Annotated in this window: 26 protein-coding genes; 4 read left to right on the top strand and 22 right to left on the bottom strand. The window is 47.0% G+C overall.

Going from position 1 to position 24,234, the window contains the following annotated elements; all coding sequences use genetic code 11:
- Nucleotides 1-10: 10 nt before the first annotated feature.
- The 7 genes from MHH91_RS17145 to MHH91_RS17175 form a co-directional block, all read right to left on the bottom strand.
- Nucleotides 11-784 (bottom strand): lantibiotic immunity ABC transporter MutG family permease subunit, encoded by a 774-nt coding sequence (locus tag MHH91_RS17145; RefSeq protein WP_014472273.1) that lies wholly within the window; start codon nt 782-784, stop codon nt 11-13.
- A complete protein-coding gene (locus MHH91_RS17150; protein ID WP_014472274.1) occupies nt 781-1,515 on the bottom strand; it encodes a lantibiotic immunity ABC transporter MutE/EpiE family permease subunit in 735 nt (244 codons plus the stop codon). The genes MHH91_RS17145 and MHH91_RS17150 overlap by 4 nt, the downstream gene beginning before the upstream one ends.
- The gene (locus MHH91_RS17155; protein WP_014472275.1) at nt 1,512-2,225 is read right to left on the bottom strand and encodes a lantibiotic protection ABC transporter ATP-binding protein; all 714 of its coding nucleotides are present in this window, start codon (nt 2,223-2,225) and stop codon (nt 1,512-1,514) included. The genes MHH91_RS17150 and MHH91_RS17155 overlap by 4 nt, the downstream gene beginning before the upstream one ends.
- Nucleotides 2,226-2,335: 110 nt before the next feature.
- Nucleotides 2,336-3,013, bottom strand: coding sequence for an ABC transporter permease (locus MHH91_RS17160; RefSeq protein WP_014472276.1), 678 nt, complete (start codon nt 3,011-3,013; stop codon nt 2,336-2,338).
- Between the two features lie 18 nt (nt 3,014-3,031).
- On the bottom strand, nt 3,032-3,949 hold the full coding sequence (locus MHH91_RS17165; protein ID WP_014471040.1) for an osmoprotectant ABC transporter substrate-binding protein: 918 nt from the start codon (nt 3,947-3,949) through the stop codon (nt 3,032-3,034).
- A 13-nt stretch (nt 3,950-3,962) separates the two neighbouring features.
- Nucleotides 3,963-4,616 carry an ABC transporter permease gene (locus tag MHH91_RS17170; protein ID WP_014471041.1) on the bottom strand — a complete coding sequence of 218 codons (654 nt, stop codon included), beginning with the start codon at nt 4,614-4,616 and terminating at the stop codon, nt 3,963-3,965.
- Between the two features lie 15 nt (nt 4,617-4,631).
- Nucleotides 4,632-5,777, bottom strand: coding sequence for a betaine/proline/choline family ABC transporter ATP-binding protein (locus MHH91_RS17175; RefSeq protein WP_013353639.1), 1,146 nt, complete (start codon nt 5,775-5,777; stop codon nt 4,632-4,634).
- A 285-nt stretch (nt 5,778-6,062) separates the two neighbouring features.
- On the opposite strand from MHH91_RS17175, the gene MHH91_RS17180 reads away from it, so the two are divergent.
- Nucleotides 6,063-6,596, top strand: coding sequence for a GbsR/MarR family transcriptional regulator (locus MHH91_RS17180; RefSeq protein WP_013353640.1), 534 nt, complete (start codon nt 6,063-6,065; stop codon nt 6,594-6,596).
- 34 nt (nt 6,597-6,630) lie between these two features.
- Here the strand turns inward: MHH91_RS17180 and opuCD are convergent, their stop codons facing one another.
- From opuCD to opuCA, 4 genes are read right to left on the bottom strand one after another with little or no spacing between them, the layout of a single operon-like run.
- Nucleotides 6,631-7,305, bottom strand: coding sequence for a glycine betaine/carnitine/choline/choline sulfate ABC transporter permease OpuCD (gene opuCD / locus MHH91_RS17185; protein ID WP_013353641.1), 675 nt, complete (start codon nt 7,303-7,305; stop codon nt 6,631-6,633).
- A gap of 17 nt (nt 7,306-7,322) precedes the next feature.
- The gene (gene opuCC, locus MHH91_RS17190) at nt 7,323-8,216 is read right to left on the bottom strand and encodes an osmoprotectant ABC transporter substrate-binding lipoprotein OpuCC (protein WP_088030699.1); all 894 of its coding nucleotides are present in this window, start codon (nt 8,214-8,216) and stop codon (nt 7,323-7,325) included.
- A 37-nt stretch (nt 8,217-8,253) separates the two neighbouring features.
- The gene (locus MHH91_RS17195; RefSeq protein ID WP_013353643.1) at nt 8,254-8,907 is read right to left on the bottom strand and encodes an ABC transporter permease; all 654 of its coding nucleotides are present in this window, start codon (nt 8,905-8,907) and stop codon (nt 8,254-8,256) included.
- Between the two features lie 19 nt (nt 8,908-8,926).
- The gene (gene opuCA, locus MHH91_RS17200) at nt 8,927-10,066 is read right to left on the bottom strand and encodes an osmoprotectant ABC transporter ATP-binding protein OpuCA (RefSeq protein ID WP_013353644.1); all 1,140 of its coding nucleotides are present in this window, start codon (nt 10,064-10,066) and stop codon (nt 8,927-8,929) included.
- Nucleotides 10,067-10,326: 260 nt separating this feature from the next.
- Between opuCA and MHH91_RS17205 the strand changes: the two genes are divergently transcribed.
- Nucleotides 10,327-10,884 carry a GbsR/MarR family transcriptional regulator gene (locus tag MHH91_RS17205; RefSeq protein ID WP_013353645.1) on the top strand — a complete coding sequence of 186 codons (558 nt, stop codon included), beginning with the start codon at nt 10,327-10,329 and terminating at the stop codon, nt 10,882-10,884.
- A gap of 21 nt (nt 10,885-10,905) precedes the next feature.
- Here the strand turns inward: MHH91_RS17205 and MHH91_RS17210 are convergent, their stop codons facing one another.
- Nucleotides 10,906-11,538 (bottom strand): NAAT family transporter, encoded by a 633-nt coding sequence (locus tag MHH91_RS17210; protein WP_014471043.1) that lies wholly within the window; start codon nt 11,536-11,538, stop codon nt 10,906-10,908.
- Between the two features lie 415 nt (nt 11,539-11,953).
- Here MHH91_RS17210 and MHH91_RS17215 point away from each other — a divergent pair, with 415 nt between their 5' ends.
- On the top strand, nt 11,954-12,664 hold the full coding sequence (locus MHH91_RS17215) for a hypothetical protein (RefSeq protein ID WP_013353647.1): 711 nt from the start codon (nt 11,954-11,956) through the stop codon (nt 12,662-12,664).
- Nucleotides 12,665-12,704: 40 nt separating this feature from the next.
- Here the strand turns inward: MHH91_RS17215 and MHH91_RS17220 are convergent, their stop codons facing one another.
- Nucleotides 12,705-14,486, bottom strand: coding sequence for a zinc ribbon domain-containing protein (locus MHH91_RS17220; RefSeq protein ID WP_013353648.1), 1,782 nt, complete (start codon nt 14,484-14,486; stop codon nt 12,705-12,707).
- Nucleotides 14,487-14,618: 132 nt separating this feature from the next.
- On the opposite strand from MHH91_RS17220, the gene MHH91_RS17225 reads away from it, so the two are divergent.
- On the top strand, nt 14,619-15,080 hold the full coding sequence (locus MHH91_RS17225) for a GNAT family N-acetyltransferase (RefSeq protein ID WP_013353649.1): 462 nt from the start codon (nt 14,619-14,621) through the stop codon (nt 15,078-15,080).
- A 44-nt stretch (nt 15,081-15,124) separates the two neighbouring features.
- On the opposite strand, the gene MHH91_RS17230 is transcribed toward MHH91_RS17225, so the two are convergent.
- Genes MHH91_RS17230 through MHH91_RS17270 form a run of 9 tightly spaced genes read right to left on the bottom strand, consistent with a single transcriptional unit; the run spans nt 15,125 to nt 24,188 of the window.
- Entirely contained in the window at nt 15,125-16,357 is a 1,233-nt protein-coding gene (locus MHH91_RS17230) for an MFS transporter (protein WP_014471047.1), read from the bottom strand.
- Nucleotides 16,335-17,252 carry a TIM barrel protein gene (locus MHH91_RS17235; protein WP_013353651.1) on the bottom strand — a complete coding sequence of 306 codons (918 nt, stop codon included), beginning with the start codon at nt 17,250-17,252 and terminating at the stop codon, nt 16,335-16,337. Before MHH91_RS17235 ends, MHH91_RS17230 begins: the two co-directional genes overlap by 23 nt.
- A gap of 7 nt (nt 17,253-17,259) precedes the next feature.
- Complete coding sequence (locus tag MHH91_RS17240; protein ID WP_014471049.1) at nt 17,260-17,937, bottom strand: PIG-L deacetylase family protein; 678 nt, start codon at nt 17,935-17,937, stop codon at nt 17,260-17,262.
- Nucleotides 17,900-18,658: a WbqC family protein gene (locus MHH91_RS17245; RefSeq protein ID WP_013353653.1), complete on the bottom strand. Its 759-nt coding sequence runs from the start codon at nt 18,656-18,658 to the stop codon at nt 17,900-17,902. Before MHH91_RS17245 ends, MHH91_RS17240 begins: the two co-directional genes overlap by 38 nt.
- On the bottom strand, nt 18,631-19,512 hold the full coding sequence (locus MHH91_RS17250; protein WP_013353654.1) for a GNAT family N-acetyltransferase: 882 nt from the start codon (nt 19,510-19,512) through the stop codon (nt 18,631-18,633). The genes MHH91_RS17245 and MHH91_RS17250 overlap by 28 nt, the downstream gene beginning before the upstream one ends.
- Before the next feature lie 11 nt (nt 19,513-19,523).
- The gene (locus MHH91_RS17255; protein WP_013353655.1) at nt 19,524-20,780 is read right to left on the bottom strand and encodes an aminotransferase class V-fold PLP-dependent enzyme; all 1,257 of its coding nucleotides are present in this window, start codon (nt 20,778-20,780) and stop codon (nt 19,524-19,526) included.
- Nucleotides 20,746-21,675, bottom strand: coding sequence for an NAD-dependent epimerase/dehydratase family protein (locus tag MHH91_RS17260; protein ID WP_013353656.1), 930 nt, complete (start codon nt 21,673-21,675; stop codon nt 20,746-20,748). Before MHH91_RS17260 ends, MHH91_RS17255 begins: the two co-directional genes overlap by 35 nt.
- On the bottom strand, nt 21,672-22,802 hold the full coding sequence (locus MHH91_RS17265) for a DegT/DnrJ/EryC1/StrS family aminotransferase (RefSeq protein WP_013353657.1): 1,131 nt from the start codon (nt 22,800-22,802) through the stop codon (nt 21,672-21,674). Before MHH91_RS17265 ends, MHH91_RS17260 begins: the two co-directional genes overlap by 4 nt.
- Before the next feature lie 48 nt (nt 22,803-22,850).
- Nucleotides 22,851-24,188, bottom strand: coding sequence for a nucleotide sugar dehydrogenase (locus tag MHH91_RS17270; protein WP_340978261.1), 1,338 nt, complete (start codon nt 24,186-24,188; stop codon nt 22,851-22,853).
- Between the last annotated feature and the right edge of the window lie 46 nt (nt 24,189-24,234).

Genomic DNA, 24,234 nt, shown 5'->3' on the forward strand with positions numbered 1-24,234 from the left:
CTCCTTGCCTTTATTCATATGAACGCCGCCCTTCCCATCTTCTGCACCAATGGAGGCCGGCCAGACATAATATCACTATAGAAAAATATAACATTATTTCTCCGAATCTCATATCGTATCTCACATAAGGGAGGAACTCTTTTTTGACTTTGTCAAAATGCAGCAGTCCTTCAAGGCCCGACAGCCGCACGCTCCATGCCCACGGGAAGAAACGCCAGATGACATCGCCCAATCCCGTATTCATCAGCGCAGCCATTAATAAACCCGCTCCCCCTAAAAGCCCGGAAGGTCCCATGCCGTACTTTATACCGACAAAAAAAGACATCATGTAAAGCGGAATACTGCCGGCAATCAGCCACGCCCCTCCCTTTAAAAAGAGAAAGTACGGAAGGTCATTGATCTGAAGAATAAATTTCATCCCCGCCAAATAAAGACAGATGGCGAGACCTATCGATAATACATTCAACAGCAGCAACAGCAGCAGCTTGCCCGCAAAACTAACGATTTTAGAATGAGGCACCGCCAGCATCATCTGAAAATGGCCCGCCTGTTCCTCAACGGAGGCAGACATGCCGCAGACAATACTGATGATGAAAGGGTATAAAACGGCAATCGCGCTGAAGAAGCCGCTGTACAGCACATAAGGCTCCTGAATCCTTCCATACATCATATACAACAGGAAAAATCCCGCGCATACGGCCGGCACCGCCGCATGCATCCATATGAGCGGCGTGCGCTTCATTTTTAATACATCGGCCCACATAGATCTCAAAAGCACGGTCATGACCGGTTTCCCCCTTTTGCAAAAGGCACTGCGGAAATCAAACTTATTGCGATAAAAGAAAGGATCGAAAGAATAATAGCCGGAAATATCACGTTTCCGTTCAATAAGCCGCTGTCTGCGGGAAGCGGAATTCCGTTCGGATGAATCCCGAGAATCGGTGACATCACCCGGACTGACCAGCTCCACGGACTCAGCCACCACAATGAACCGGACGCCGGCACAATACCCACAACAAAGGCGGCGATCATATTCACGAGAATGACTGCCGTAAACCCGAACTGTCTGGCAATCCATAAGCACAATGGGATTTCCCAAAGCGTCGTCAGCCACAAAAGGGAGCCTGCTTCAACGCCTTTCAGCTGCAGCGCAGCAATTCCCGGAAACACAAGGCCAAGTAAAAACATGATGATGAAAAAGACGATTTGCGACAGGAGTGAATACAGCGCGATCAAGCTTATTTTTGAGAGCCATATGCTTTTTAAATCTGCCGGCAATGAGTACACCGCGCGGTCATGCGCAGATTTTTTCTCTTTTTTAACAGATAAACCGCACATTAGAGCAATCATGAGCGGCATGAAAATAACCGCCCACCAATTGAACGTGCCCGTCATAAAATAGGCGGCATTCAGCAGAAAAGAAAAAGCCGTGTTCAGAAGCGGAATCAGAATGATCAGCTTTCTGATAAATGTTCTTTTAGATGTAAGGTGTTCCGCCTGCATGTACTGAATCATTTTCCTGTCCCCGCTTTCTCCCGTGTTGATTTGACTACCTCCAGAAACAGCCGCTCCAGATCGTCTTCCCGGCTGATTTCTCCCTGATATCCCAAAATACCGTCACTGATGATTCCGATATGGTCTGCGATCTGCTCGACTTCAGATAACAGGTGGCTTGATAAAATCACCGTCATTCCCCGTGCGGGCAGGGAGCGGATAAATTCCCGCAAATCCTGAATCCCCATCGGGTCCAATCCGTTTGTCGGCTCGTCAAGAATTAAGAGCGACGGACGGTTGACTAATGCTAACGCAATGCCGAGCCGCTGTTTCATTCCCATGGAAAATTGTCCGGCGCGCTTTTTTCCGGTCCCCGTTAATCCCGTGATTTCCAGCACCTCCGCAATTCTTGAATCAGGAAGCCCGAGCATCACGCAGCGGACTTTCAGATTTTCGGCGGCTGTCAGGTTGCTGTAAAGCGGCGGCGCTTCAATCAGGGAACCGGTCTTTTTCAAATCTTCGCGCTTCCATGGATGCCCGTCGAACAGAACCTCGCCGGATGTTTGCCGCAAGATGCCGGTCAATATTTTAAGAGTTGTTGATTTTCCGGCCCCGTTCGGACCGAGCAGGCCGTATATACTGTTGCGCTTAACCGATAGAGACACATCAGCCACTGCCTGTTGTCTGCCGAATGATTTTTGCAGCTGTCTCGTTTCTAAGATGTTGCTCATATGATTACCCCTCTGCTTTGTTATTTGATATGTAAGACTTTACAGCGCAGTTATCAAAATTTAATCAAGAAATCAAAAAAAGCATCCTTCACGCGGAAGAATGCTTTTTTTCATGAGGCTGAGCGTACAAGCAGCTTTCTTTTTTGTTTTTTCACGGGGCTGAGGGCTCGTTCCAGCCACGCCATCAACAGATCTGCGGCCACCGCCATCAGCGCGGTCGGAATGGCGCCCGCCAAAATAATGGCGGTACCGTTTGTCGCGTTCGAGCCTCTGACGATCATATCCCCGAGGCCGCCTGCGCCGAAGAAGGTGCCGATTGCCGTGATGCCGATGGCAATGACGAGCGCCGTTCGAAGACCCGCCATAATGACGGAAAGCGCAAGCGGCAGCTCCACCATGCGAAGTACTTGATATTTCGTCATACCCATCGCTTTTCCCGACTCAAGATAAGCGTGCTCAATATTGATAATGCCCGTGTGCGTATTTCTGAGAATCGGCAGAAGGGAATACAAAAACAAGGCCGTAATGACCGTATTGGCGCCGAGTCCCATGACAAGCATCAGAACTGCGAGCATCGCCAGCGCCGGAACGGTTTGAATCACGTTTGCCACAGCAAACACCCAGCCGGAGAGACGCCCGTGCCTGGCTGTCACAATTCCCGCCGGAATGGCGAAAACGGCTGCGAAAACGACGCCGTACGCCGACATGAGAAAATGCCTCCAACACTCATACAGAACATAGCTGCCGTTTTGAACGTAATACGTAAACAGCTCTCTCAGCGTGTCCATCCGCACATCTCCTTTCCGTTATTCAAAGTAATGATGTTTTTCTAAATATTCCTTGGCCACGATGGACGGCTCTTTTAATTGTCCGTCAACTTCGTAATTCATTTTCTGCATCATCTTTGTATCAATCGCGCCGATCATTTGATTGATCACGCCTTCCAGTTCGGGATGCTCTTTTAATACACGATCCGGTACGACGGGTGAACAGTCGTATGGAGGAAAGAACCGCTTATCATCCTTCAGCGTTTTCAGTCCATAAGCAATGATTCTTCCGTCGGTGGAATACGCGAGCGCGATATCCATTTTCCTGCTTTTCAGCGCGTCATACACGAGGCCGATCTGCATCGGATACGTGCCTTCAAATGCCATTCCGTATGTTTTCATAAAATCCTGGTATCCGTTGCCTCTCAGCTTCATCCAATAGTTATCAACGCCGAATTTCAGATGAGACGCTTCTTTTTTGACATCGGATACCGTTTCTAAATGGTATTTGCGGGCAAGCTGTTTGGAAACGGTAAAAACGTATGTATTATCAAAGCCGTAGGAATCAAACCATTTCATATCATATCTGCTGTGAAATTCACGCTGAACGAGCCGCAGCGCTTTGTCCGGGTCTTTTTCCGGCTCCATGCGCAGCGTGCCCGTCAGCGCGTCTCCTGTATAGCGCGTAGCGGCGATATCAATATCACCGTTCTGCAAAGATTGCTGCTGTACGGCATTTGAGCCGAGGTTTTTAATAACGGTTGTCTTCAAACCGCTGTGATGTTCAATCATCTGTCCGAGCATGCTCGCGATGATTTCCGATTCGGTCATGCTTTGGGCGCCGATTTTAATGGTATCCTCCGATGCGGCGCTCAATCCCGGGAGCGAGCATCCGCCAAGGAGCAGCATGCCGATACAGGCGAATGCGAGCAGCCGTTTTTTGCATCTTTTTCCCATAGAGACCTCCTCCTTATGAAGCGTTCTTTAAGTCCTTCAGCCCGTCAGGCGTAACTTTCCGTTCCGTCATCCCCAGCGCGTAATCGACGGCGGCCGCCAAAATCGTGACCGGAACGGCGCCTGCGATAATATACTCCGGCTGGTAAAGGTTCAAGCCGATAAAAATGTAATCTCCAAGTCCGCCTCCGCCGATAAAGGAGGCGAGCGTCGCCCAGCCGATTAAATAAATCGAGGATGTCCGAATGCCCGCCATGATGACCGGGGCGGCAAGCGGGAGCTCTACAAGCCTGATCTGCTCCCATGCGGCCATGCCGATCCCTTTACCCGATTCAAGAAGATGCCGGTTGACGCCGAGAATCCCCGTATACGTGTTTCTGAGAATCGGCAGCACTGAATAGAAAAACAGCGCCGCAACGGCCGGGACCTTTCCTACCCCTAAAAGCGGAATAAAAAACGCGAGAATGGCCAGACTCGGCAAGGTTTGAATGATGTTGACGATGCCGATGACGGCGCCGGCGCCTCTTTTCATCCTCGTCAGCAGTACGCCGAGCGGCACGGCGGCGAGAATGCCCGCCATGACGGCGATTAATGAGATGTACAGGTGCTCCCATGTTTTATAAAGCAGCTCTCCGCCGTTTGCCTGTAAAAATTGCACGGTCTCATTCATAAAAATTAATCCTCCTCATGACATTACCGCAAGCTGATTCTCTTCTCCCCAAATGGAGTCATAGACGATGTCAACGAGGCTGGCCCTTGTCACGATTCCCGTTAAACGGCCGGCGTCATCAATGACGGGCACAAATTTCATGCCTCTTTTTAAAATTTTATGAACGGCGTCGCGAAGCAGGGTGCCGCTTCTGACCGTGTACAGGTCCCGCTCAAGCACTTCCGCGACGAGTGCCGCCTGTTTTCGTTTGCGGTCAATCATTTCCACATCGACATAACCTTGGAGAACGTTCTTCTCATCAATGACGAGCAGCGAATCCACCCGCTCGGCGCGCATCAGCTGAATGGCGGCTGACAGCGTTTTCTCAGGTGTTATCGTTACAGGATCGGGATTCATGATCTGCTCCACCCGTTCAATATCAGGGCTGGATGATTGGATCAGCCGTTCCTTGCCGATAAACTCCTCTACAAATTCATTCGCCGGAAATCTGAGAATTTCATCGGGCGTTCCGGCCTGGACGATTTCTCCCGCTTTCAAAATGACGATTCTATCCGCAAGCTTGATGGCTTCGTCCATATCATGGGTAACAAATACGATGGTTTTATGTAAGGTTTTTTGCAGTTTTTTAAATTCTTCCTGAAGGGAATCCCTCGTAATCGGGTCAAGCGCCCCGAACGGTTCATCCATTAAGATAAGCGGCGGCTCTGCGGCAAGTGCCCGTAATACACCTATTCGCTGCTGCTGTCCTCCGCTCAGTTCATGAGGGTAACGGTCTAAATATTCAGGCCCCATATCAACGAGCTTTAGAAGCTCCCGCGCCCGTTCCTTCCGTTTGTCGGCAGGATGCTTTAAAAGCTTCGGAACGAGAGTAATGTTCTGCTGAATGGTCATATGCGGAAACAGCCCGATCTGCTGAATGACATAGCCGATGCTTCTTCTGAGTTCCACCGGGTCTTGTTCCATAATGTTCCGGCCTTCAATCAAGATTCTGCCTTCGGACGGTTCAATTAAGCGGTTAATCATTTTCATCGTCGTCGTTTTGCCGCAGCCGCTCGGTCCGATAAAACAAATAAATTCGCCCTTATCGATATTCAGATTGATGCTGTTGACTGCTTTTTTTCCGCCTTTATACGTTTTGGAGACATTTTCTAATGTCAGCAAATACCCACACCTCCACAATTAAGTTTATTCAATTTGTTAAATTCGTATTTAACTTTTCAGACAATTGAACGTTTCCCATTATAAATTAAACTTTATAAAATAAAAAGTTTACAATTTGTCCATATTATATATAAAGTATGTGTAAGCGCTGATTTACCCGTATTGACCGGCAAAGTTCTTCTTATTGCTTCGAATTACTTCCAAATTCTCTCGTAAGAGCATTTCCGCCGGTTTAAAAATATGGTATATTGACATCGGAATTGCTGACTGAAAGGATTGAAACTGTTGGAGAAAGATCCGTTACATGTAATCGAACAAGCTGAAGATCATTTGATCGAACGAATCGCTGAAAATATGCATACATTCGGGATGCCCGCGACAGTGGGGCGCATTTTAGGCATTATTTATATGAACCGCAAGCCGATGACCTTAACTGAATTATCAGAAGCGACCGGCATGAGCAAAACGAGAATGAGCCAGGCAGTCCGAGAAATGCTTGATGTCAATCTGGCGGAAAAAGTGTTTGAAAAAGGCGTCCGCAAAGATTTATACGATGTCGAGCAGGATTATTACCAAACCTTTATTACGCTGTTTACGGCCACATGGAGCAAGGTCGTCAGCAAAAATAAAATGATGCATAAAAAGCTGAACCGCGAACTGACAGCCGCCCTTGAAAACGGCGTGCCGGAAGAAGCTGAGGAAAAAATCAACGAACTGCTGAAAGAATTAAAGGATTGGCTTGATTACTACAATTGGATCAGCCGTCTGATCGAGTTTTTCGAAAGCGAAGAAATTTTCAAGCACGTTCCGAAGCCATAAGAAAAAACGCCCTGACCCGCAAGGCGTTTTTTTCTTATGCCGCATTCGGCGCTTTGGTTCGTTTTTTCTTCTTCACCGGGCTAAGCGACCGCTCCAGCCACGCCATCACAAGATCTGCGATAACGGCCATCAGCGCCGTCGGAATGGCGCCGGCTAAAATAATCGCGGTGCCGTTCGTGGCGTTTGATCCCCTGACAATGATGTCACCGAGTCCGCCCGCGCCGACAAACGTTCCGATTGCCGTAATGCCGATCGCGATCACAAGCGCCGTCCGCAGCCCCGCCATAATGACGGAAAGCGCAAGGGGAAGCTCCACCATGCGGAGCACTTGAAATTTGGTCATGCCCATCGCTTTTCCCGATTCAAGATAAGCGTGTTCAATGCTGGCGATTCCCGTGTACGTATTCCGGATGATCGGAAGAAGCGAATATAAAAACAGCGACAAAATCACCGTATTGGCACCTAGCCCCATGACGAGCATCAGCACCGCAAGCATCGCAAGCGCCGGCACGGTCTGAATCACGTTTGTCACCGCGAATACCCAGCCGCTTAATTTTCTGTATCTGGCAATGAAGATGCCAAGCGGAATCCCAACGATCGCCGCAAATAAAACGCCGTATACCGACATGAGAAAATGGCGGTAAAACTCCTGAAGCACATAGGCGCCGTTTTGAGAATAATAAGTGCCGAGCTGCTGCAGCACTTCCATTTGCCCCACCTCATTTCTTATTCAAAATAATGATGTTTCTCCAAAAATTCTTTAGCCACGACGGACGGTTCTTTCAGCTTGCCGTCCACCTCGTAATTCAATTCCTGCATCGTTTCCGTATCGATTTTGCCGATCAGTTTATTCACAATGCCCTTCAGTTCCGGATGCTGTTTCAGCACGCTGTCGGGAATGACCGGCGAACAGTCATACGGCGGGAAAAATTGCTTGTCGTCTTTTAAAATTTTCAGATCGTACGCTTTAATCCGTCCGTCCGTTGAATAGGCGAGGACGGCGTCCATTTTTCCGTTTTTCACGGCATCGTATACAAGTCCGATCTGCATCGGATAGGTTGTGCCGAATTCGAAGCCGTACGTGTCGGTAAAGCCCTTATAGCCGTCGCCCTTCCGTTTCAGCCACGCATTGTCTACGCCGAGCTTAAATTGATCCGCATACTTTTTAATGTCAGACACTTTGTCTAAATGGTCTTTTTCCGCAAGCTCTTTCGAGACGGTAAAAGCGTATGTGTTTTCAAATCCGTAAGAATCAAACCATTTGTAATGGAAGCGTTTCTCAAATTCTTTCTGAACGATGGATAACGCTTTTTTCGGGTCTTTTTCCGCTTCCATGCCGAGGGTGCTTGTCAAATCTGTTCCTGAGTAGCGCGTCGCAGCGATATCGATTTCACCGCCGAGCATCGCCTGCTGCTGGACATAGTTCGATCCGAGGTTTTTAATTAATGCCGTATTTAAGTCTGTATTATGCTCAATCATCTGTGCAAGCATATTGGCGATAATTTCGGATTCCGTTATGCTTTGCGCCCCGATTTTGATCGTATCATCGGAGGCTCCGCTAAGCCCCGGCAGAGAACAGCCGCCTAAAAGCAGAGCAGCCGAAAGCGCCAGCGCGCACATCCATCTCGTTTGTTTTCTTTTCAAAACAGCCAACTCCTTATGATACTTCCTTCAATCCTTTCAGCCCTTTCGGCGTCACCTTCCGTTCCGTCACCGCAAGCAGATAATCAATGATAATGGCTAAAATGGTGACAGGCACGGCGCCGCCTATAATATATTCAGGCTGATAGAGGTTCAGGCCGATAAAAATATAGTCTCCGAGTCCGCCGCCTCCGATAAAAGAAGCAAGCGTCGCCCAGCCGATCAGATAAATGGTGGATGTGCGGATGCCCGCCATGATCACCGGAATGGCAAGCGGCAGTTCCACAAGCCTGATCTGCTCCCAGACGGTCATCCCAATGCCCTTTCCCGATTCTAATAGATTTTTGTTTACGCCTTGAATGCCGGTGTATGTGTTTCGGAGAATCGGCAGCACCGAATAGAAAAACAGCGCGACGATCGCCGGCATCTTTCCCACCCCTAACAGCGGGATAAAAAACGCCAGTATCGCAAGACTCGGCAAGGTCTGCACAATGTTGACGGCGCCGATGACGGCGCCTGCGCCCTTTTTCATCCTCGTCAGCGCCACTCCGAGCGGTACGGCGACGAGAATGCCTAATATGACGGCGATGATCGAAATGTATAAATGCTCCCACGTTTTATATAACAGTTCTCCGCCGTTCGTCTGCAAAAACTTGATCATTTCATTCATTGTAAGAGTTCCTCCCCTGTCAGCCTGTCACCAGCTGGTCTTCCTCGCCCCAGATTGAATCGTAAACGATGTCGACAAGGCTCGCTCTCGTGACAATCCCGACTAAATGCCTTTGTTCATCAACAACGGGTACATATTTCATTCCCCGCTTTAAAATTTTGCGTACGGTATCGCGAAGCAGTGTACCCTGCTCGACCGTATACAGATCAGAGCGGAGCACGTCGCCGACGAGGCTCGCTTTTTTCCGGTTCTGATCGATGATTTCGACATCAACATATCCTTGCAGCACATTCAGGTCATCAACGACAAGCAGGGAATCGACACGGTGTTCCCGCATCACCTGTATCGCGTGCGAAAGCGTTTTGTCCGCCGTAACGGTGACAGGCTTTTTGTTCATCATCTGCTCGACGCGTTCAATGTCCGGTCTTGATTGCAATAACCGTTCTTTGCCGATAAATTCTTCGACAAACTCATTAGCCGGATTTCTGAGAATGTCATCAGGCGTGCCGGCCTGAACGATCTCTCCCGCTTTTAAAATGACAATCCGGTCAGCCAGCTTAATCGCTTCATCCATATCGTGGGTCACAAACACAATCGTTTTATTCAACGTTCTTTGCAGTTTTTTGAATTCTTCCTGAAGCGAATCACGCGTAATCGGATCAAGCGCTCCGAACGGTTCATCCATGAGAATAAGAGGCGGTTCCGCCGCCAGGGCGCGCAGCACGCCGATTCTCTGCTGCTGTCCGCCGCTCAGTTCGTGAGGATAGCGGTCTAAATATTCCGGGCCCATATCGACGAGCTTCAATAGCTCACGCGCCCGTTCCTTCCGCTTTTGTTCCGGCCATTTCAGCAGTTTCGGCACGAGGGAAATGTTCTGCTGAATGGTCATATGGGGGAAAAGTCCGATCTGCTGAATGACGTAGCCGATTTTCCGTCTCAGCTCCACAGGATCTTGCTCCATGATATTTTCGCCATCGATGAAAATCTTTCCTGATGACGGCTCAATCAGTCTGTTAATCATTTTCATCGTCGTTGTTTTACCGCAGCCGCTCGGCCCGATAAAACAAATAAACTCGCCTTTTTCGATCGTTAAATCAATGCTGTTGACAGCTTTTTTACCGCCTTTATAGACTTTTGAAACATTTTCTAATCTCAGCAATCCGTGCACCTCCGAAGGGTTCCGTTATTTTTCTGAAAAGTATAATCTTTATTATAAGATGAAATTTATAAAATAAAAAGTTTACAATGTGTTGAAATTATATATAATATACGTATTATTTCATGTTATCCCGCTGACAATGCGGACGTTCTTACAATCTCTCCCGATAGCTCGCATATCCTGCCGCATTGTCTTTTTCAACAACTGTAAAAAATATGATATATTGTCTCCATGAAAAGCCAGTGAAGGGATGATCAGCTGTGGAAAAAAACGCTCTTGATATCATCAGGCATGCTGAAGAGCATCTCATTGAGAGAATCGCCGAGAATATGCATACATTCGGAATGCCGGCCACCCTCGGGCGTGTGCTCGGTATTATTTATATGAACCGCAAGCCGATGACGTTAAATGAGCTGTCAGAGGCGACCGGAATGAGCAAAACGAGAATGAGCCAGGTAGTCCGTGAGATGACCGATGCCAATCTGGCTGAAAAAGTGTTTGAAAAAGGCGTTCGGAAAGATCTTTACGACGTGGAGCGTGATTATTACCAGACGTTTATCTCCCTGTTTACGGCAAATTGGACAAAGACGGTCAGCAAAAACAAAATGCTGTATAAAAAGCTGAACCGCGAACTGACTGAGCTTCTGGAATCGGAAAACCTCAGTCCCGGCGTTGAAGAAAAAGCCCGTCAGCTGTTGGACGAACTGACGGACTGGCTCCATTATTATGACTGGCTGAGCCGTTTGATAGAATTTTTTGAGAGTGAAGAAGTGTTTCAGCATGTGCCGAAAATAGAAAAAAGCAGCCCCCGAACATAACCGGGCGCTGCTTTTTTCAGTTCAGGAAACCAATATCGGAAACATGCCTTTCAGGCCGGCGCCGATCATGCCGATCGCCACCACCGCCAAAATCAGTCCCATCAGCCGGGTAATGACGTTCATTTCGGTTTTCCCGAGCTTGTTGCTGATGAAGGATGAATAGTGAAAGAATATGAACGTCATCGCGATGACGGCCGCAATGCCGATAAGCACGCTGATGTAATGGAAGATGCCGCCATGGCCGGCCGACAGGCTCATGACCGTTGCGATCGTACCGGGACCGGCAATAATCGGAATCGACAATGGCGTCACGGAAATATCGGCTTTCTCCTTGCTTTCCCCTTTCTCTTCATGGTGAAGGGACTGGACATGGGATTGTTTCGCGTTCAAAAGATTATAAGCGATGCCGAAAATAAAAATGCCGCCCGCGATACGTAAAGCATGAATGTTAATGTCGAACAGTTTAAAGATCAGATGGCCGAAGATTAAAAAGGCCGCCAAGATGATAAACGACAGCACGGAAGCCTTGCGTGCGATCGCTGTCCGTTCTTTCTCCGGGTACCCCTCTGTCAGCGAAAGAAAGATCGGCACGTTTCCGATGGGATTGGACACTGCAAACAGGGAAATGAAGACATGAATGATAAATGAAAACATGCGTACCTCCTTATGGCTTGCCATTATTGGTTTATGTTTTGTTTTCCGCTGTTTCTTATGCATGATTCTTACCCGGAGGTCTGATTTTTGTAACCTCAGCCGGCCGATCCGGAAAAAGAAAAAAACCGCCCTGATCAGGACGGTTTTTTTCCATGTGCTATCTCCATAAATGTTTGCCGAATTTCAACAGCCGATAAAGCATTTTTAATTTTTTAAGCATCTGTTAATTTCCTCTATCACTCCGAATCAATAGTTCCATTAAAATTCTACCATAATGGGCACTTTTTCTCTATTATCAAATAACAAAGACATTGAATTGTATATCTTTAGAAATCTCCGTTACATCCGTCCTATTTTCTTTTATAATGTAAATATTGAACAAAATCCCTATATTTCATGTAAAAGGAGTTTTATAATGTATTGTCCTCAATGCGGCCATCAAACGGATGGCGGAAAGTTTTGTGAAAAGTGCGGGGCGCCCCAGCCCGGACAGGGAGGCGCAGGCCAGATGCAGGGCCAGGGCGCGCAGGCCGGGGCCGCCGCTAAGCAGGCTTCAAAGCAATTTGCCTTATTCGTGCTTGATGTTTTAAAGAAACCGTATCAGACATGTAAAACGACAGGCGGCGAACAGCTTGTCAGCAGCATCATCAACATGGTGCTTTTCTGCCTGGTGCCGCCGATTATGCTGTATATTCTTTTATCAGACGGCTTTCGTGACGTCAGTTTTACCGCAGTTGTGATCAAACCGGCGCTTACCTTTGCATTATGCGTTTTCTGCTTATATCTTTTGATTTTTATCGCTTTAAAAGCAGGCGGCGCGCAGGTGTCGTTTAAAGATTCGCTGTCCAGATTCGGAGCATTTTTGATTCCGTTTACAGCTATTTTGCTTCTCGCACTCATTTTTATGCTGCTGCACACAACCGTTTGCTTTACCATTCTGGTCGTCGGTCTTTTAGGAGCGGCGTTTGCCGTGCCCCCGCTCATGCTGGCGAGCTATCAGCATCAGCTTACGGCTAAGGCGGATATCACTTATTTTGTTATCGTCATCTATTTGATCATTTGCGTAACCTTTCAATTCACGATCAAGCATTATATAAAAGAACTCATGAATTATTTTTTCTTTTAAAAACGGAAATCCCCGCTGCCTGAGTGGCGCGGGGATTTTTTTATTGAATGGATGTTAAATAAATTCTTCCGTCTTTCACAACGCCGCCATACGTCCAATTGTATGTTCTGAGCTTTGGACTGCCGCCGGTTTTCGTAATATAAAACTCCTCGTACGTATGAATCGTCAGATGGGAACCGTTCTGCGAAAAGCTTTTTACATTTACTTCATTAAATACTTCTGTCGTTCCCTCGCTGTGCAGTTTTTTGACGAGTTTCTGCTGATCAGCATACAAAGGGCTTCCCTCTTCTAAATTACCCGCCATGATGGCAAAATTGTTAAGGCTGACAGCGCTTGATTGGTTTGTCAGGTAATCAACCATAAACGATGTGACTTGTTCATTTGTGAGGCTGCCTGAAGCTGTGTTTCCTTTGGATGATGCCCATGCGGATGTGTAGGTCTTCGGCTGGTCGTTTTTTATTTTTTTCACATTTGTCCCAGAAGAATCTGAGGCTGGATCAGCTTTTTCAAAAACCCATTTTTTATGTTTTGTATCATATGAGAGTACATAATGAAAGCTCGGTTCCGCCTCTTCCATATCAGGTTTCGTATTCCCGTCGAAATACGCCGACTGATGGAGCTCTTTACCTGTAACGGTTACTTGCCAGCGGCCGTTCTCTTGAGAAATCGCAAATGAATCAAGATCAAAGCTTGTCTCTTTATACTGATCTTTCAAAAAAGTGCCGGAACTCTTCATGCCTGAAACCACTTCTTTCGTCTGCTCTTTCCACGCTGAACCGGCCTCGGTCATCTGATCAGTATTTCCGTCTGCCATGGCTTTCGTATACTGCTTCGTTGTTTTGACAATCGTGTCCATGATTGTTTTTTGTGTATCTTGATCCGGGATAAGCGTTAATTCCATATCAGTACTGTTGATCGGAACATCGGCGGTTTTCGTTTGCCCCCAAGGAAAATCAGCCTCCACGGCTGCTGTCATGGAACCGTCAGTTAAGAGCGGGCCGTATGTAACCGATGTAAAAGGATCTTTATGAACGGATTTGCCATTTATCAGCAGATCGCCTTTTGCGTTTTTGAAGCTGTCTGCCGGAGTAAACGTCACATCCTCGGCGTCCAGCGGCAGGTTAAACTCAACATTCCGGCTGCCGGCTGCCTCCGCCTCTTGCTTTTTGACAACATCAACTGTATCATTTTTCAGCTTGGCTTCCGCCGTATAGACACCCGGTGCGTAGGGGCCGAATGTTTGGGTGTCATCGGCTTTTTTGACCGTGCCTGTTTTCTCGCTGTTGATATAAAGATCGGCGCCTTTATAATTGCTTGTGATGCGGAAATAAACCGGGTCTACTTTCAGCTCGTAATGGTCAAACAAGAGAAGGGTTTTTCCCTCCTTTTTGACGTATACGGCATCTTTTTCCGACGAATCGCCGCGAAGCGATGCCAGCAGTTCATCGTGTTTCTTTGCGTATGCAAGGAGCGGTTTGACATTGGTCTCATTCAGCTTCAGTTTTTTGTCTGAAGGGGTGAGAAGGGCTGCGAGCTTTTTCGTGTCTCCGTCATGAACCGCCTGTTCGAATTGATCCGTGAGCCTTTTTTCAGATGTCAGCCAGGCTCCGGTTTTATATGCGGCAATCAATAAGATCAGCGCTGCAGCGATGCCTCCCCATAGGAAGAGCGTTTTTTTAGGAATGGGCTTTCTCGGCTGTGATGCAGGTTCAGCCGCTTTTTCAGCCGTCTGTCGGCTTCCTTTCCCGATCGGCTTTCCGCATTCTTTACAGAAACGCGCCTCTTCATTGTTCTGCTGGCCGCAATACTTACAAAAAAACATGACTTTCCTCCTATTCAATCTGCAAAACTTGTATAACTTTTCCTATGTTTCATATTTTATAATAAAGTAGAATGATTTTGGAGTTATTTTGAAAAAATAGCTGTCGATCACAATGAAGGAGGAGAAACAGACATGCAAAAATTGAGCATCCGAAAAGCCGGAGAGCCGGATGAAGCACTGTATGAATTACTGCTGCTGGCCGATCCGTCGCGGGAGATTGTCGATGATTATCTTGCAAGAGGCGAGTGCTATACGGCTTGGGCATCAGACGAGCTTGCAGGGGTTTATGTCTTATTGCAAACAAGGCCTAAAACGATAGAAATCGTAAACATCGCAGTAAAAGAATCGCTGCAGAACAGGGGATTCGGAAAGCTTCTGGTGCGGGATGCCATTGAAAAAGCAAGACAATCGGGAGCTGACACGATTGAAATCGGCACTGGAAATTCGAGTATTCATCAGCTGTCACTCTATCAAAAATGCGGATTCCGCATTCAGGCTGTCGACCATGATTTTTTTATCAGACATTATGATGAAGACATTTTTGAAAACGGCATTCAATGCCGGGATATGATAAGGCTTTATATGGACTTATGATAAAAAGGGGCGCCGGCTGATATCGGCGCCCCTTCGTATAAAGTTCAGACAGATTGATCCGCTTGTTTCTCTGTATTTCTTTGACTCCCTTGCCTGACTGATAAAATAGCAAAAACGACTATAAGGGTCAGTCCGACCGCTGCGTAAACATAGTCCGCATTCATCAACAGCAGAAGCCCTGTGTAGACAGCGGCCGACAGCGGTTCTCCCATTTTTACAATTGAAAAAATCAGTGCAAAGACTCTTCCGAAATATGCGGCCGGAACCGTCTTTTGGAAATACAGCACCGTTTGCACATCAATATACGAGATGATGATGCCAAGCACCAGGAAGATGATGCACTCAAACCCATGAAGGGGGAAAAACAGGAGCATAATGAGCAGCCCCGCTGCCGTTAACGTCCGCGGGTACAGCCGGTTCAAGCGTTTTGTATTCCATTTGAAAAATACGGCCAGATTGCCCAAAAGCATTCCCGCCTGAAACATTGAATACATGACGGCAAACCATACAGAATAGTTCTGCTGAAAACGCTCCACAGCAAGAATCGGCCCCATTACTGAAATGAAACCGGCAATGACGAGGTTCACGACGAAAAAGTATCCGACCGATGTCAGCCATGCCGTATTTCCTTTCAGCATTCTGTATCCGGCTTTTAGATCTTCAGCGCCGCTGCTTTTTTCACCGGGCTGTTCTGAAATACGAATGAATGTGATCAATACCGCGGAGATAAAAAAAGCAGTTCCGTTTATGGCAAACAGAAGTCCGAACGGAACAGCCGCAATCATGATACCGCTGATCAATTTTCCGACAATCAGTCCGATCAAGTCACTCGTATTGATCAGAGATGTCGCCTGATCAAGATGCTGTTTGCGGACGAGCAGCGGAATGATGGCGACTTTCGCCGGAGCAAACAGCATCGATTGCAGTGATAAACAAAATGCGCACACCCCGGCAATCCACACGGTTAATAAATCGTTCGCGCTGAGCACCGCCAAGAGGATCATAATGACGGCACGGCCCGTGTTGCACAAATACAAGATCGACTTTTTTCGGAATAAATCAATCAGCGGTCCGGCCAGCACTCCGAATGTCAACGGCACGAGTTCGATAAAAGAGATAACACCGACAAGAATTTTGCTGCCGGTCAATTCTAATACTAACAGCGGCAGGGCAATGAGCCAGACACCGTCCGCCGCTGAAGAAAACACCTGGGCACACCAAAGCTTTGCATAGTTCGGTGTTCGATACGTCATATCAGGCCCTTTTTTGATCCTCATCAGAAACACCGCCGAACCATTCCAGCGTTCTCCATGATTCACGTCTTTTTGTATAATCCTTTTCCATTACCTCAAATACAATGCCGGTATCTTGATCCCGATAAAGCTCCTGCAAAGTATCGGCAGCCCGTCTGAGCAGCTCTTCAGCGATTGTCCCTTCACGCGGATGGCGGCCCTCCAAGCAGCGGACATCACCATGCGGGAACGCCAGCTGGCGAAATGAGCTGAAGTGATAATGCTTAATGCTCTCTTTTATCGAAAGAAACTGAAAGAAATCCGGGTATCTCAGCTGGTCATTTCTGAACATAAGCGCTGAAGACAAGTGAGTCTGATAGGTAATCGCCCAGTGGCACAGATCCCACGTAATACCGACATGCTTCAGATCCAGCTGAACCAGTTCTGTAAAATCTTCAGGATAAATGAAAATCGGATCAAAATCCTCTCCCAGATTCCCGATGATCGGAAGGTTTTCCACACCGATCCAAATGTCCGTTCCTTTCAGCTGCTCATCAAACTCTGCGAAAAATTCAACAATTTTTTTGCGGTTGCCCTCCAGGTCATAGACTTGAAATTCTTCAACCGTCATAAATTGATTCGCATGGACGGTTATGCCTTTGGCGCCGTATTTAACAGCAAGCTCCGCAAAGTGATAAAGCTGTTTTTTAATTTGCTCTTCATGCACATAATCGGCGTGATCTGTCGGGAAATGCAGCGTCAATAATGAAGGATCAAGCTGTTTTGCATATTCCAGCGTCTGATTGAATGTTTTGCTGTAATCCGCTTCCTCAAAGGAATGGCCGTCAAAAATATTCGCTTCCAGACCGTATCCCGCTTCCACCCATTTTTCATCGATTTGCTTCGGATCAAGTCCGAAAAACGGAATTTGAGCAATCATAGGACAGTCACCATGTCCCTCTCACAAGCATAAATGCTTCCGCAGCGGAAAAACCCGATTTTGCTCCCCACACATGGGCATTATGTTCTATCGCCTGCAAAGAACGGGGATGAGGGAAGTCTCTGAGCTCCGAGCCGTAACACGCCATCGATTTCAATTTCGTTTCAAGCTCGTCTTCAATATTAACGAAGAAATTGGCATGAAACTGATCCTTCTGACAATAATTCCATTCTGTCGAAGACAATGTTTCATAGGCGAAAACCCGTTTTACCGTATGGCCGGGAAGCGGGCGGGTTGCCGTCATGACCGCTCTGAATACGACGGAGTGGTCAATATTAATATCACCCCCGTACTGGGTATACACAATGTCAGGCTGAAAACGGCTGATTTGTTTCTCCGCTTCCTTCACGACATCCAGCAAATCCATTGAATCCATTCTGTTATCAGGAAGGTTCAGCCTGACAAAATCATGGATGCCCAGAGTGCTGAGCGCCTGTTCCGTTTCTTGATGGGAATGCTCCATAACGGACTCTTCCGGCTTTTCATAATCGGTTTTTCTTGATGATTTGCCTTCCGCCATAATGACCGCCGACACGCTGTCACCCTGGCGGACATGTTTGGCGAGCGTGCCGCCGACGCCGATAATTTCATCGTCGGGATGCGCTGCAAATACCATTACTTTCATCATATTGCCCTCCTTTGACTAACATTTCAGCTGTATCCGCACCGCAGTTCATCAGCATATCAAGCACGGAGAGGTGAGGGATATGCTCCCCGAATAATTGAGGATAGCCAAAATGTCTGATCTGCTGATACTCAATGACAATACCGTTTCTTTCAAAATCGCTTTCTATTAAATAGTCGGAACCCTGACTGCCTGAATAATAACGATCCGCCCCAAGCTCCTGACAAAGCGCTAAAACAAAATCGCTTTTTTTCTCCTTCCGGCATTCAAGCTCTGAAACATAACACATCGGCGTTTCAATACGGAGCTCTTTTCGGAAAAATTCAATAATGTGCATATTCAGATCATGGAGATATTCCCACTCCCGCTGATAGACATCCTGAAAAAAATGCTGGTAGCGCTCAAAATAGGGGGCTTTCGCATAATTCATTTTAATTGCCATCCAATGTTTTTTCTGCCAATCCTGTGTCTGATCGATTTTCATGTTCCGAAGCTCTATGTCTTTATACTGTTTCATCTGTAAAGGCACCGTCAGCCATCTGGGGCCTTGCGGCGTTTTGATTCTGTTGCGGTTGAGAAATCCTTTTTTTTCAAATTGAGCTGTGTCATGAATGGCAAACAGATCCGACTTATACATTTTTTCAAAAAAACCGTACCATGGCAGATAACTGGATTGATGGCCGCTTATTGTTTTCATTCCGTTTTCGCAAAAAGTCGGCATTGTTTTTCTTCAGCTCCCCAATATCGTTTCGGTCTCGCGATTTCTTTACTGTGTGAATAGCCAAAATCAGCCCATTGAAGCTTGCGGCAAATGGCGAATTGCAGGGCGTCGCGCATCAATAAGTAAGAGGCCTGCGCTTTTTTTCCCGCCGGGCTGTTTACATTCTGCCAATAATAGAAATGGGAGCGGTCATAGAGAAAAATACTGCTGCTGATCAGTGTTTCCTCCTGATATGCCCCTATCCAAAACATCCGGTCTGAAAATAGGTCAAGCAGCTTTTGGAAAAAGCCTTCACTCAGGACATAAGCCGCGCCGATTGCCGCCGTATGTTCTTTGTAGAGTTCATAAAACGCTCCAAGTTCTTTTCGCCCGATCAGACGGGTGACCGTGTTCTCTTTTTCAGCGTACCTGACTGCCGTCCGGGCTTTTCCGGAAATGCCCGTCCAAAGTTCGTCAAACGTGTCCGGAAGCGTAAGGATCTGTGTCGCCTTCTCCGTCCACGCTTCTCCGCTTTCTTCTGTAAAAGAAGTCTGACCGTACGGAAGCAGCATCCGGGATATGTTCCGGCCGAATATGGCCTTGATTTCACTTTGAAGCCATGCAAATGAGATGGGGCGGTCTGAAATAACGCCGCCGTATCCGATCATATTGCCGGATAATACGCCCTTCTGTTCAAAAAGCGGAAGATAGATGACTTGTCCACCGTCCGTTGTCAGTCTGACAGGGTGAAATGACGTGCCGGGAAGCTCTTCCATGAGAATTCCCCAATCATAGCTTTGAAACAATCCCGCCTGATACATGTCAGCGGCTCGATCCCATGCCTCGCGGGTCGTGCATACTGCTGTTTTTTGCATAGTTATCACCACTATTCAGTCTTATTCTTTTGTTCACAATATGATAAAACGGATTCGGCTATATATCTGATTTGCTCTTGGCGCAGAGGCGGTTTAAACGGCAGAGAAAGAACTCTTTTCCAAAGCGGATCTTCCTCTCCATCTCCCGCATATGTTTCATAAATCGGAATACGTTCGAGAGGAAGATAGTTCCAGCATGTTTGGATGCCTCTTTCAGCTAAATAAACGGAACACCCATACCGCTCTTCATCCCGGGGAAATACGATCGTTAAATAATTCAGATGTTCTCCTTCTTGAGGCTGGATCATTCTTATGCCGTATGTCTCTTCCGCCTTTGCAAAGATTTCTCCTGCCGCCTCCACGTTTTGGAGTGAAGCTGTTACGAGCTGATCCATACGTGAAAGCTGATCGTCAATTATGGCTTCCCTTGCCGGATGCATGCGCAGCACCGGTACAACAGCCGGTTTATCCGGCAGTGCTTCGAGCTTTGTGGCTTTCATGGAAGGCATCACGCCCGCTTTTCTATAAAGATATGAAATGGGATGATGCCGTTTCCGTTTCATAACAGCTTGTATTCTTTGATTTCTGATATAGAAGCGATAGTCAGCCGTCACTTGGCTGCGCCGTTCCATCGGGGGATTTGCGTTTTGCTGCAGCAATTCTTTCGGCGCAATTAACGCGCCGCCTCCGATACTCGCAAGCGGCTTTGACGGACCAAAGCTTAAAACGCCGAAATCACCCAGACCGCCGGCAAATGTATCCGATTGTTTTGTAAACATGGCTTGAGCGGCATCATCAATGACAACAATTCCGTTTTCCTTCGCCCAGTCAATGATTGCGGTATTTTCTCTCCGGCCGTATACATGCGTGAGGATAATCGCACAAGTCTGTCGCGTCGCTTTTTTTTTGACATCCTCGAACGATAAGGAAAGATGCTCATCCAGCTGCGCAAAAACAGGCGCCGCACCGGATTGCAGCACGGCATCAATGACATTCGGGCAGCTGAAGGATGAGAAAATCACTTCTTTTCCCCGCCCAGCTCCCGAATAAGTTAATGCGAGCACCAGTGCCGCACTCCCGCTGGAGGTCAGCACAACCCCTTTTCCGTAACGTTTTTCCAGTTTTTCAGTCAGTCCGCTTTGTTCAGCCCAAAGCAAGTGTTTCACTGCGCGCAGACGGCTCCTGACTGAAAACTGGCCCGGATAAATTGGATATTTGACCTCTTCCGGGTTTTTAGGAAAGTGAAAGTTTGTGCTTTTGTCTTTCATCTTTAATGATCTCCAGGCCTTCATTCAGACTTACTTTCGGAGAATATCCAAGCAAACGTTTCGCCTTCTCGATTGACGGCGCCCGTTTAAAAATCTCGATGTCTTTTCCTCTTACGCCGTCTTCACCGAGCTTCTTAAACAGATAGTTATCCTTCTCTCTGCCTGAGAGCACATTGACTTTCTCAGCCAGTTCTTTTATCGTGATCGGCTGGTCGTTCCCGATATTGAAGTCTTCAAAGACGGCTCCTTCATGAACGAGCGCGAGATAAGTTCCGTTGACGATATCACTGATATAGCTGAAGCAGCGTATTTGTCCGCCGTCTCCGTAAAGAGGCAGCTCTGAGCCATTCTCGGCCAGACTGAAAAACTTGTTTATGACAAAATCCTCGCGCTGTTTCGGTCCGTATACATTAAAGTACCGGACGACCCGAATATGAAGTTTATCGGAAGCTTGTTCTCTTAAATATTCCTCTGATTGCAGTTTGGCTTTTCCGTAAGCCGATTTCGGAAGCTTTCTGCTTGTCTCGGTATAAGGAAAATCAGGTGAATCTCCGAACACTTCTGAGCTCGATGAGAAAAGAAGTGTGCTGATTCCCAATTCACCGCATACCTCGGCGACGTTTTTCGTTCCTTCAAAATTGACCCGTATGACGTCTTCTTCATTGCTTCGGCAGCTGTCCACTCCGACCATTGCCGCCAAATGGACAACCGCATCCGCTCCCCTCAGTGATTCGCGCAGCGACGTCCGGTCAAGAATATCCGTGTGGCGGTATTCAGTGTCAAAAGCCGGCTTCTTTTGGTCTGCAATAATGGTGTGATACCCTTTAGTCTGTAATAACGCCGCCAGTTCGCTTCCGATAAAACCGGCCCCTCCGATAATCGCAATATTCTTCATGATCCAACCTCCTGGCTGATAGTCAAAACTTCTTTTATAGACTTAACAATATAGCTGCAATCCTCATCTGATAACTGGCTGTAAAGAGGCAGTGATACGATCTCCCGGAAAACACGTTCAGTTACCGGAAGCTCAGCAGGAAAATGTTTTTTATAGTAAGGATGCATATGCACGGGAATAAAGTGCACGCTCAGCCCGATTTGTTTTTCTTTCATTTTCTCAATAAACAGATCTCTGTCCATGCCGCCGTTTTCTCGAATCCGTAAAATAAATAAATGCCATGAGTGCGTTATGCCGTTTGGAATGTCAGAAAGCGGAAGCGCTGCTTTGTCAGCTTGGCCTGACAGTTCACGGACATAAAATTGAGCGATCTGTTCCCGTTTTTCTTGAATTTCATTTGCGCGTTTCAATTGAACCAGACCGAGTGCGGCCTGAATATCCGTCATATTATATTTAAAACCCGGCAGTAAAACGTCGTATCTCCAGCTGCCTTTTTCACCGTACCGGTTCCAGGCATTTTTTGTGATGCCGTGCCAGCCGTACAGCCTCGCTCTTTCTGCGGCCTGTTCGTCTTTCATGACGAGGGCTCCGCCTTCCCCCGTCGTAATATTTTTGGTAGCGTAAAAGCTGAAGCACACCGCATCGCCGTGGGTGCCGATCATACTTCCGTTATATTTTGTACCGAGCGCATGAGCGGCGTCTTCAATCAGGTATAATCCGTGTTCTTTACAAATGGACTGCAAGTTTTCCAGATCAGCCGGATAGCCGGCAAAATGAACCGCAATTACCGCTTTTGTGCGCGGCGTTATTTTCTTCCTGACATCTTCAGGATCTGCACACAGACTTTTCTCGCATATATCCGCAAACACAGGAACGGCTCCGGCGTGCAGGATGACATTGACACTGGAACAGAACGTGAAGCTCGGCACGATGACTTCATCGCCTTCTCCCACACCGAGCGCCAATAAAGCCATGTGTAATGCAGCGGTTCCTGAATTACAGCTGATGACGTGTTCGGCTCCTATACATTCTCCCAGCTTTTTTTCAAAATCTATTACCTTCGGGCCTTTCGAAATCCATCCCGATTGAATTGTTTCGGTGACGCTTGCGATTTCTTCGCTTGTCATATCAGGTCTGTGAAAAGAGATAAATCGATTACTAATGACCGTTCACTCCTATAAAGTGACAACTCTGCAATTGTCGGCTGATTTTTCCCTGCATACATTTCTTGTGTCAAAGATAATCGGTGAGGCATCCTTCAAAATACTGTAGTCAATCACATCGTGGTCTGTATGAATGATGATGACGTCGTATTGATTGATTTGTTCTTTTGTGAAAGGGACAGATTGTTTGCGGCTTCCGTCATTCAAGCTGATCTTGCTGATAAACGGATCATGATAATCAATCGTGCATCCCTTGCCCATCAATTCTTCCATTATCGTAAACACTGAGGATTCACGCGGATCATTTGTATTTTTTTTATAGGAGGCGGCTCCTATTATTAAAATGCTGCATTTGTCTTTGCCCGCCAGTTTCAGGGCATAGTCAGAGACAGAAATCGGCATGTTAGAATTGATTTCGTCTGCCAGATCAATTAATTTTGTCTGCAGCCCTTTTTCATTCGCAATCCATTTGAAGTAAAAAGGATCAATCGGGATACAATGGCCTCCGACCCCGGGGCCCGGGATAAATTTTTGAAAGCCGAACGGCTTCGTGTCCGCCGCGCAGATGACTTCCCATATATCAATGTCGAGTTCACGGCAATTAAGCGCCATTTCATTGATGAGAGCTATATTGACATAACGATAGGTATTCTCTAGGAGTTTAGCTGTTTCAGCTACTTCGGGTGAGGTGACCGGGTGAATGCTGGTAACGATGGTGCTGTAAAACGCTGAGGCGAGTTCTGTGCAAGTCTGTGTAATCCCGCCGACTACTTTAGGAATATCTGATACTTCATATTGACTGTTGCCCGGATCGATTCTTTCCGGTGAATAAGCCGTAAAAAAGTCTGTTCCTATTTCCATGCGGCGGCTTGATGCCATTCTTTCGGCAATCTTTTTTTTCGTTGTTCCAGGGTAGGTGGTGCTTTCTAAAATTAAAAGCTGATGCTGTCGTCCATAAGCGATCATGCTGTCAACTGCACTGTCGATGTAGGATAAATCGGGGATCTTGTCTTTTTTGTCCAGGGGTGTCGGCACACATATCACAATGATGTCACATTTTTGGATAAGCGACATGTCGGCACTGACTTGAAATCGTTTTGTTTGTAAAGCAGAGTTCAGTCTGTCGTCCTCTATATCTTGAATATGGCTGCTTCCGGCGGCTAACAAGGAAACCTTTTCACTGTTTTTGTCGAATCCGATAACATTGTATCCTTTATCAACACATTCCAGTGCAAGAGGAAATCCCACATATCCCATGCCTAACACGCCTACAATCGCCTGCTTCGTTTCAATCAGATGTAACAGCCGTTTTTGACCAAGGTTGCTGGCTTCTTTTGTGACAGTATTCATTTTTCGCCCCCTAATAGATAGAAAAGAGTATTATTTTTTACAATTT

The organism is Bacillus sp. FSL K6-2819 (assembly GCF_038008305.1).
Lineage (GTDB): Bacteria > Bacillota > Bacilli > Bacillales > Bacillaceae > Bacillus > Bacillus amyloliquefaciens.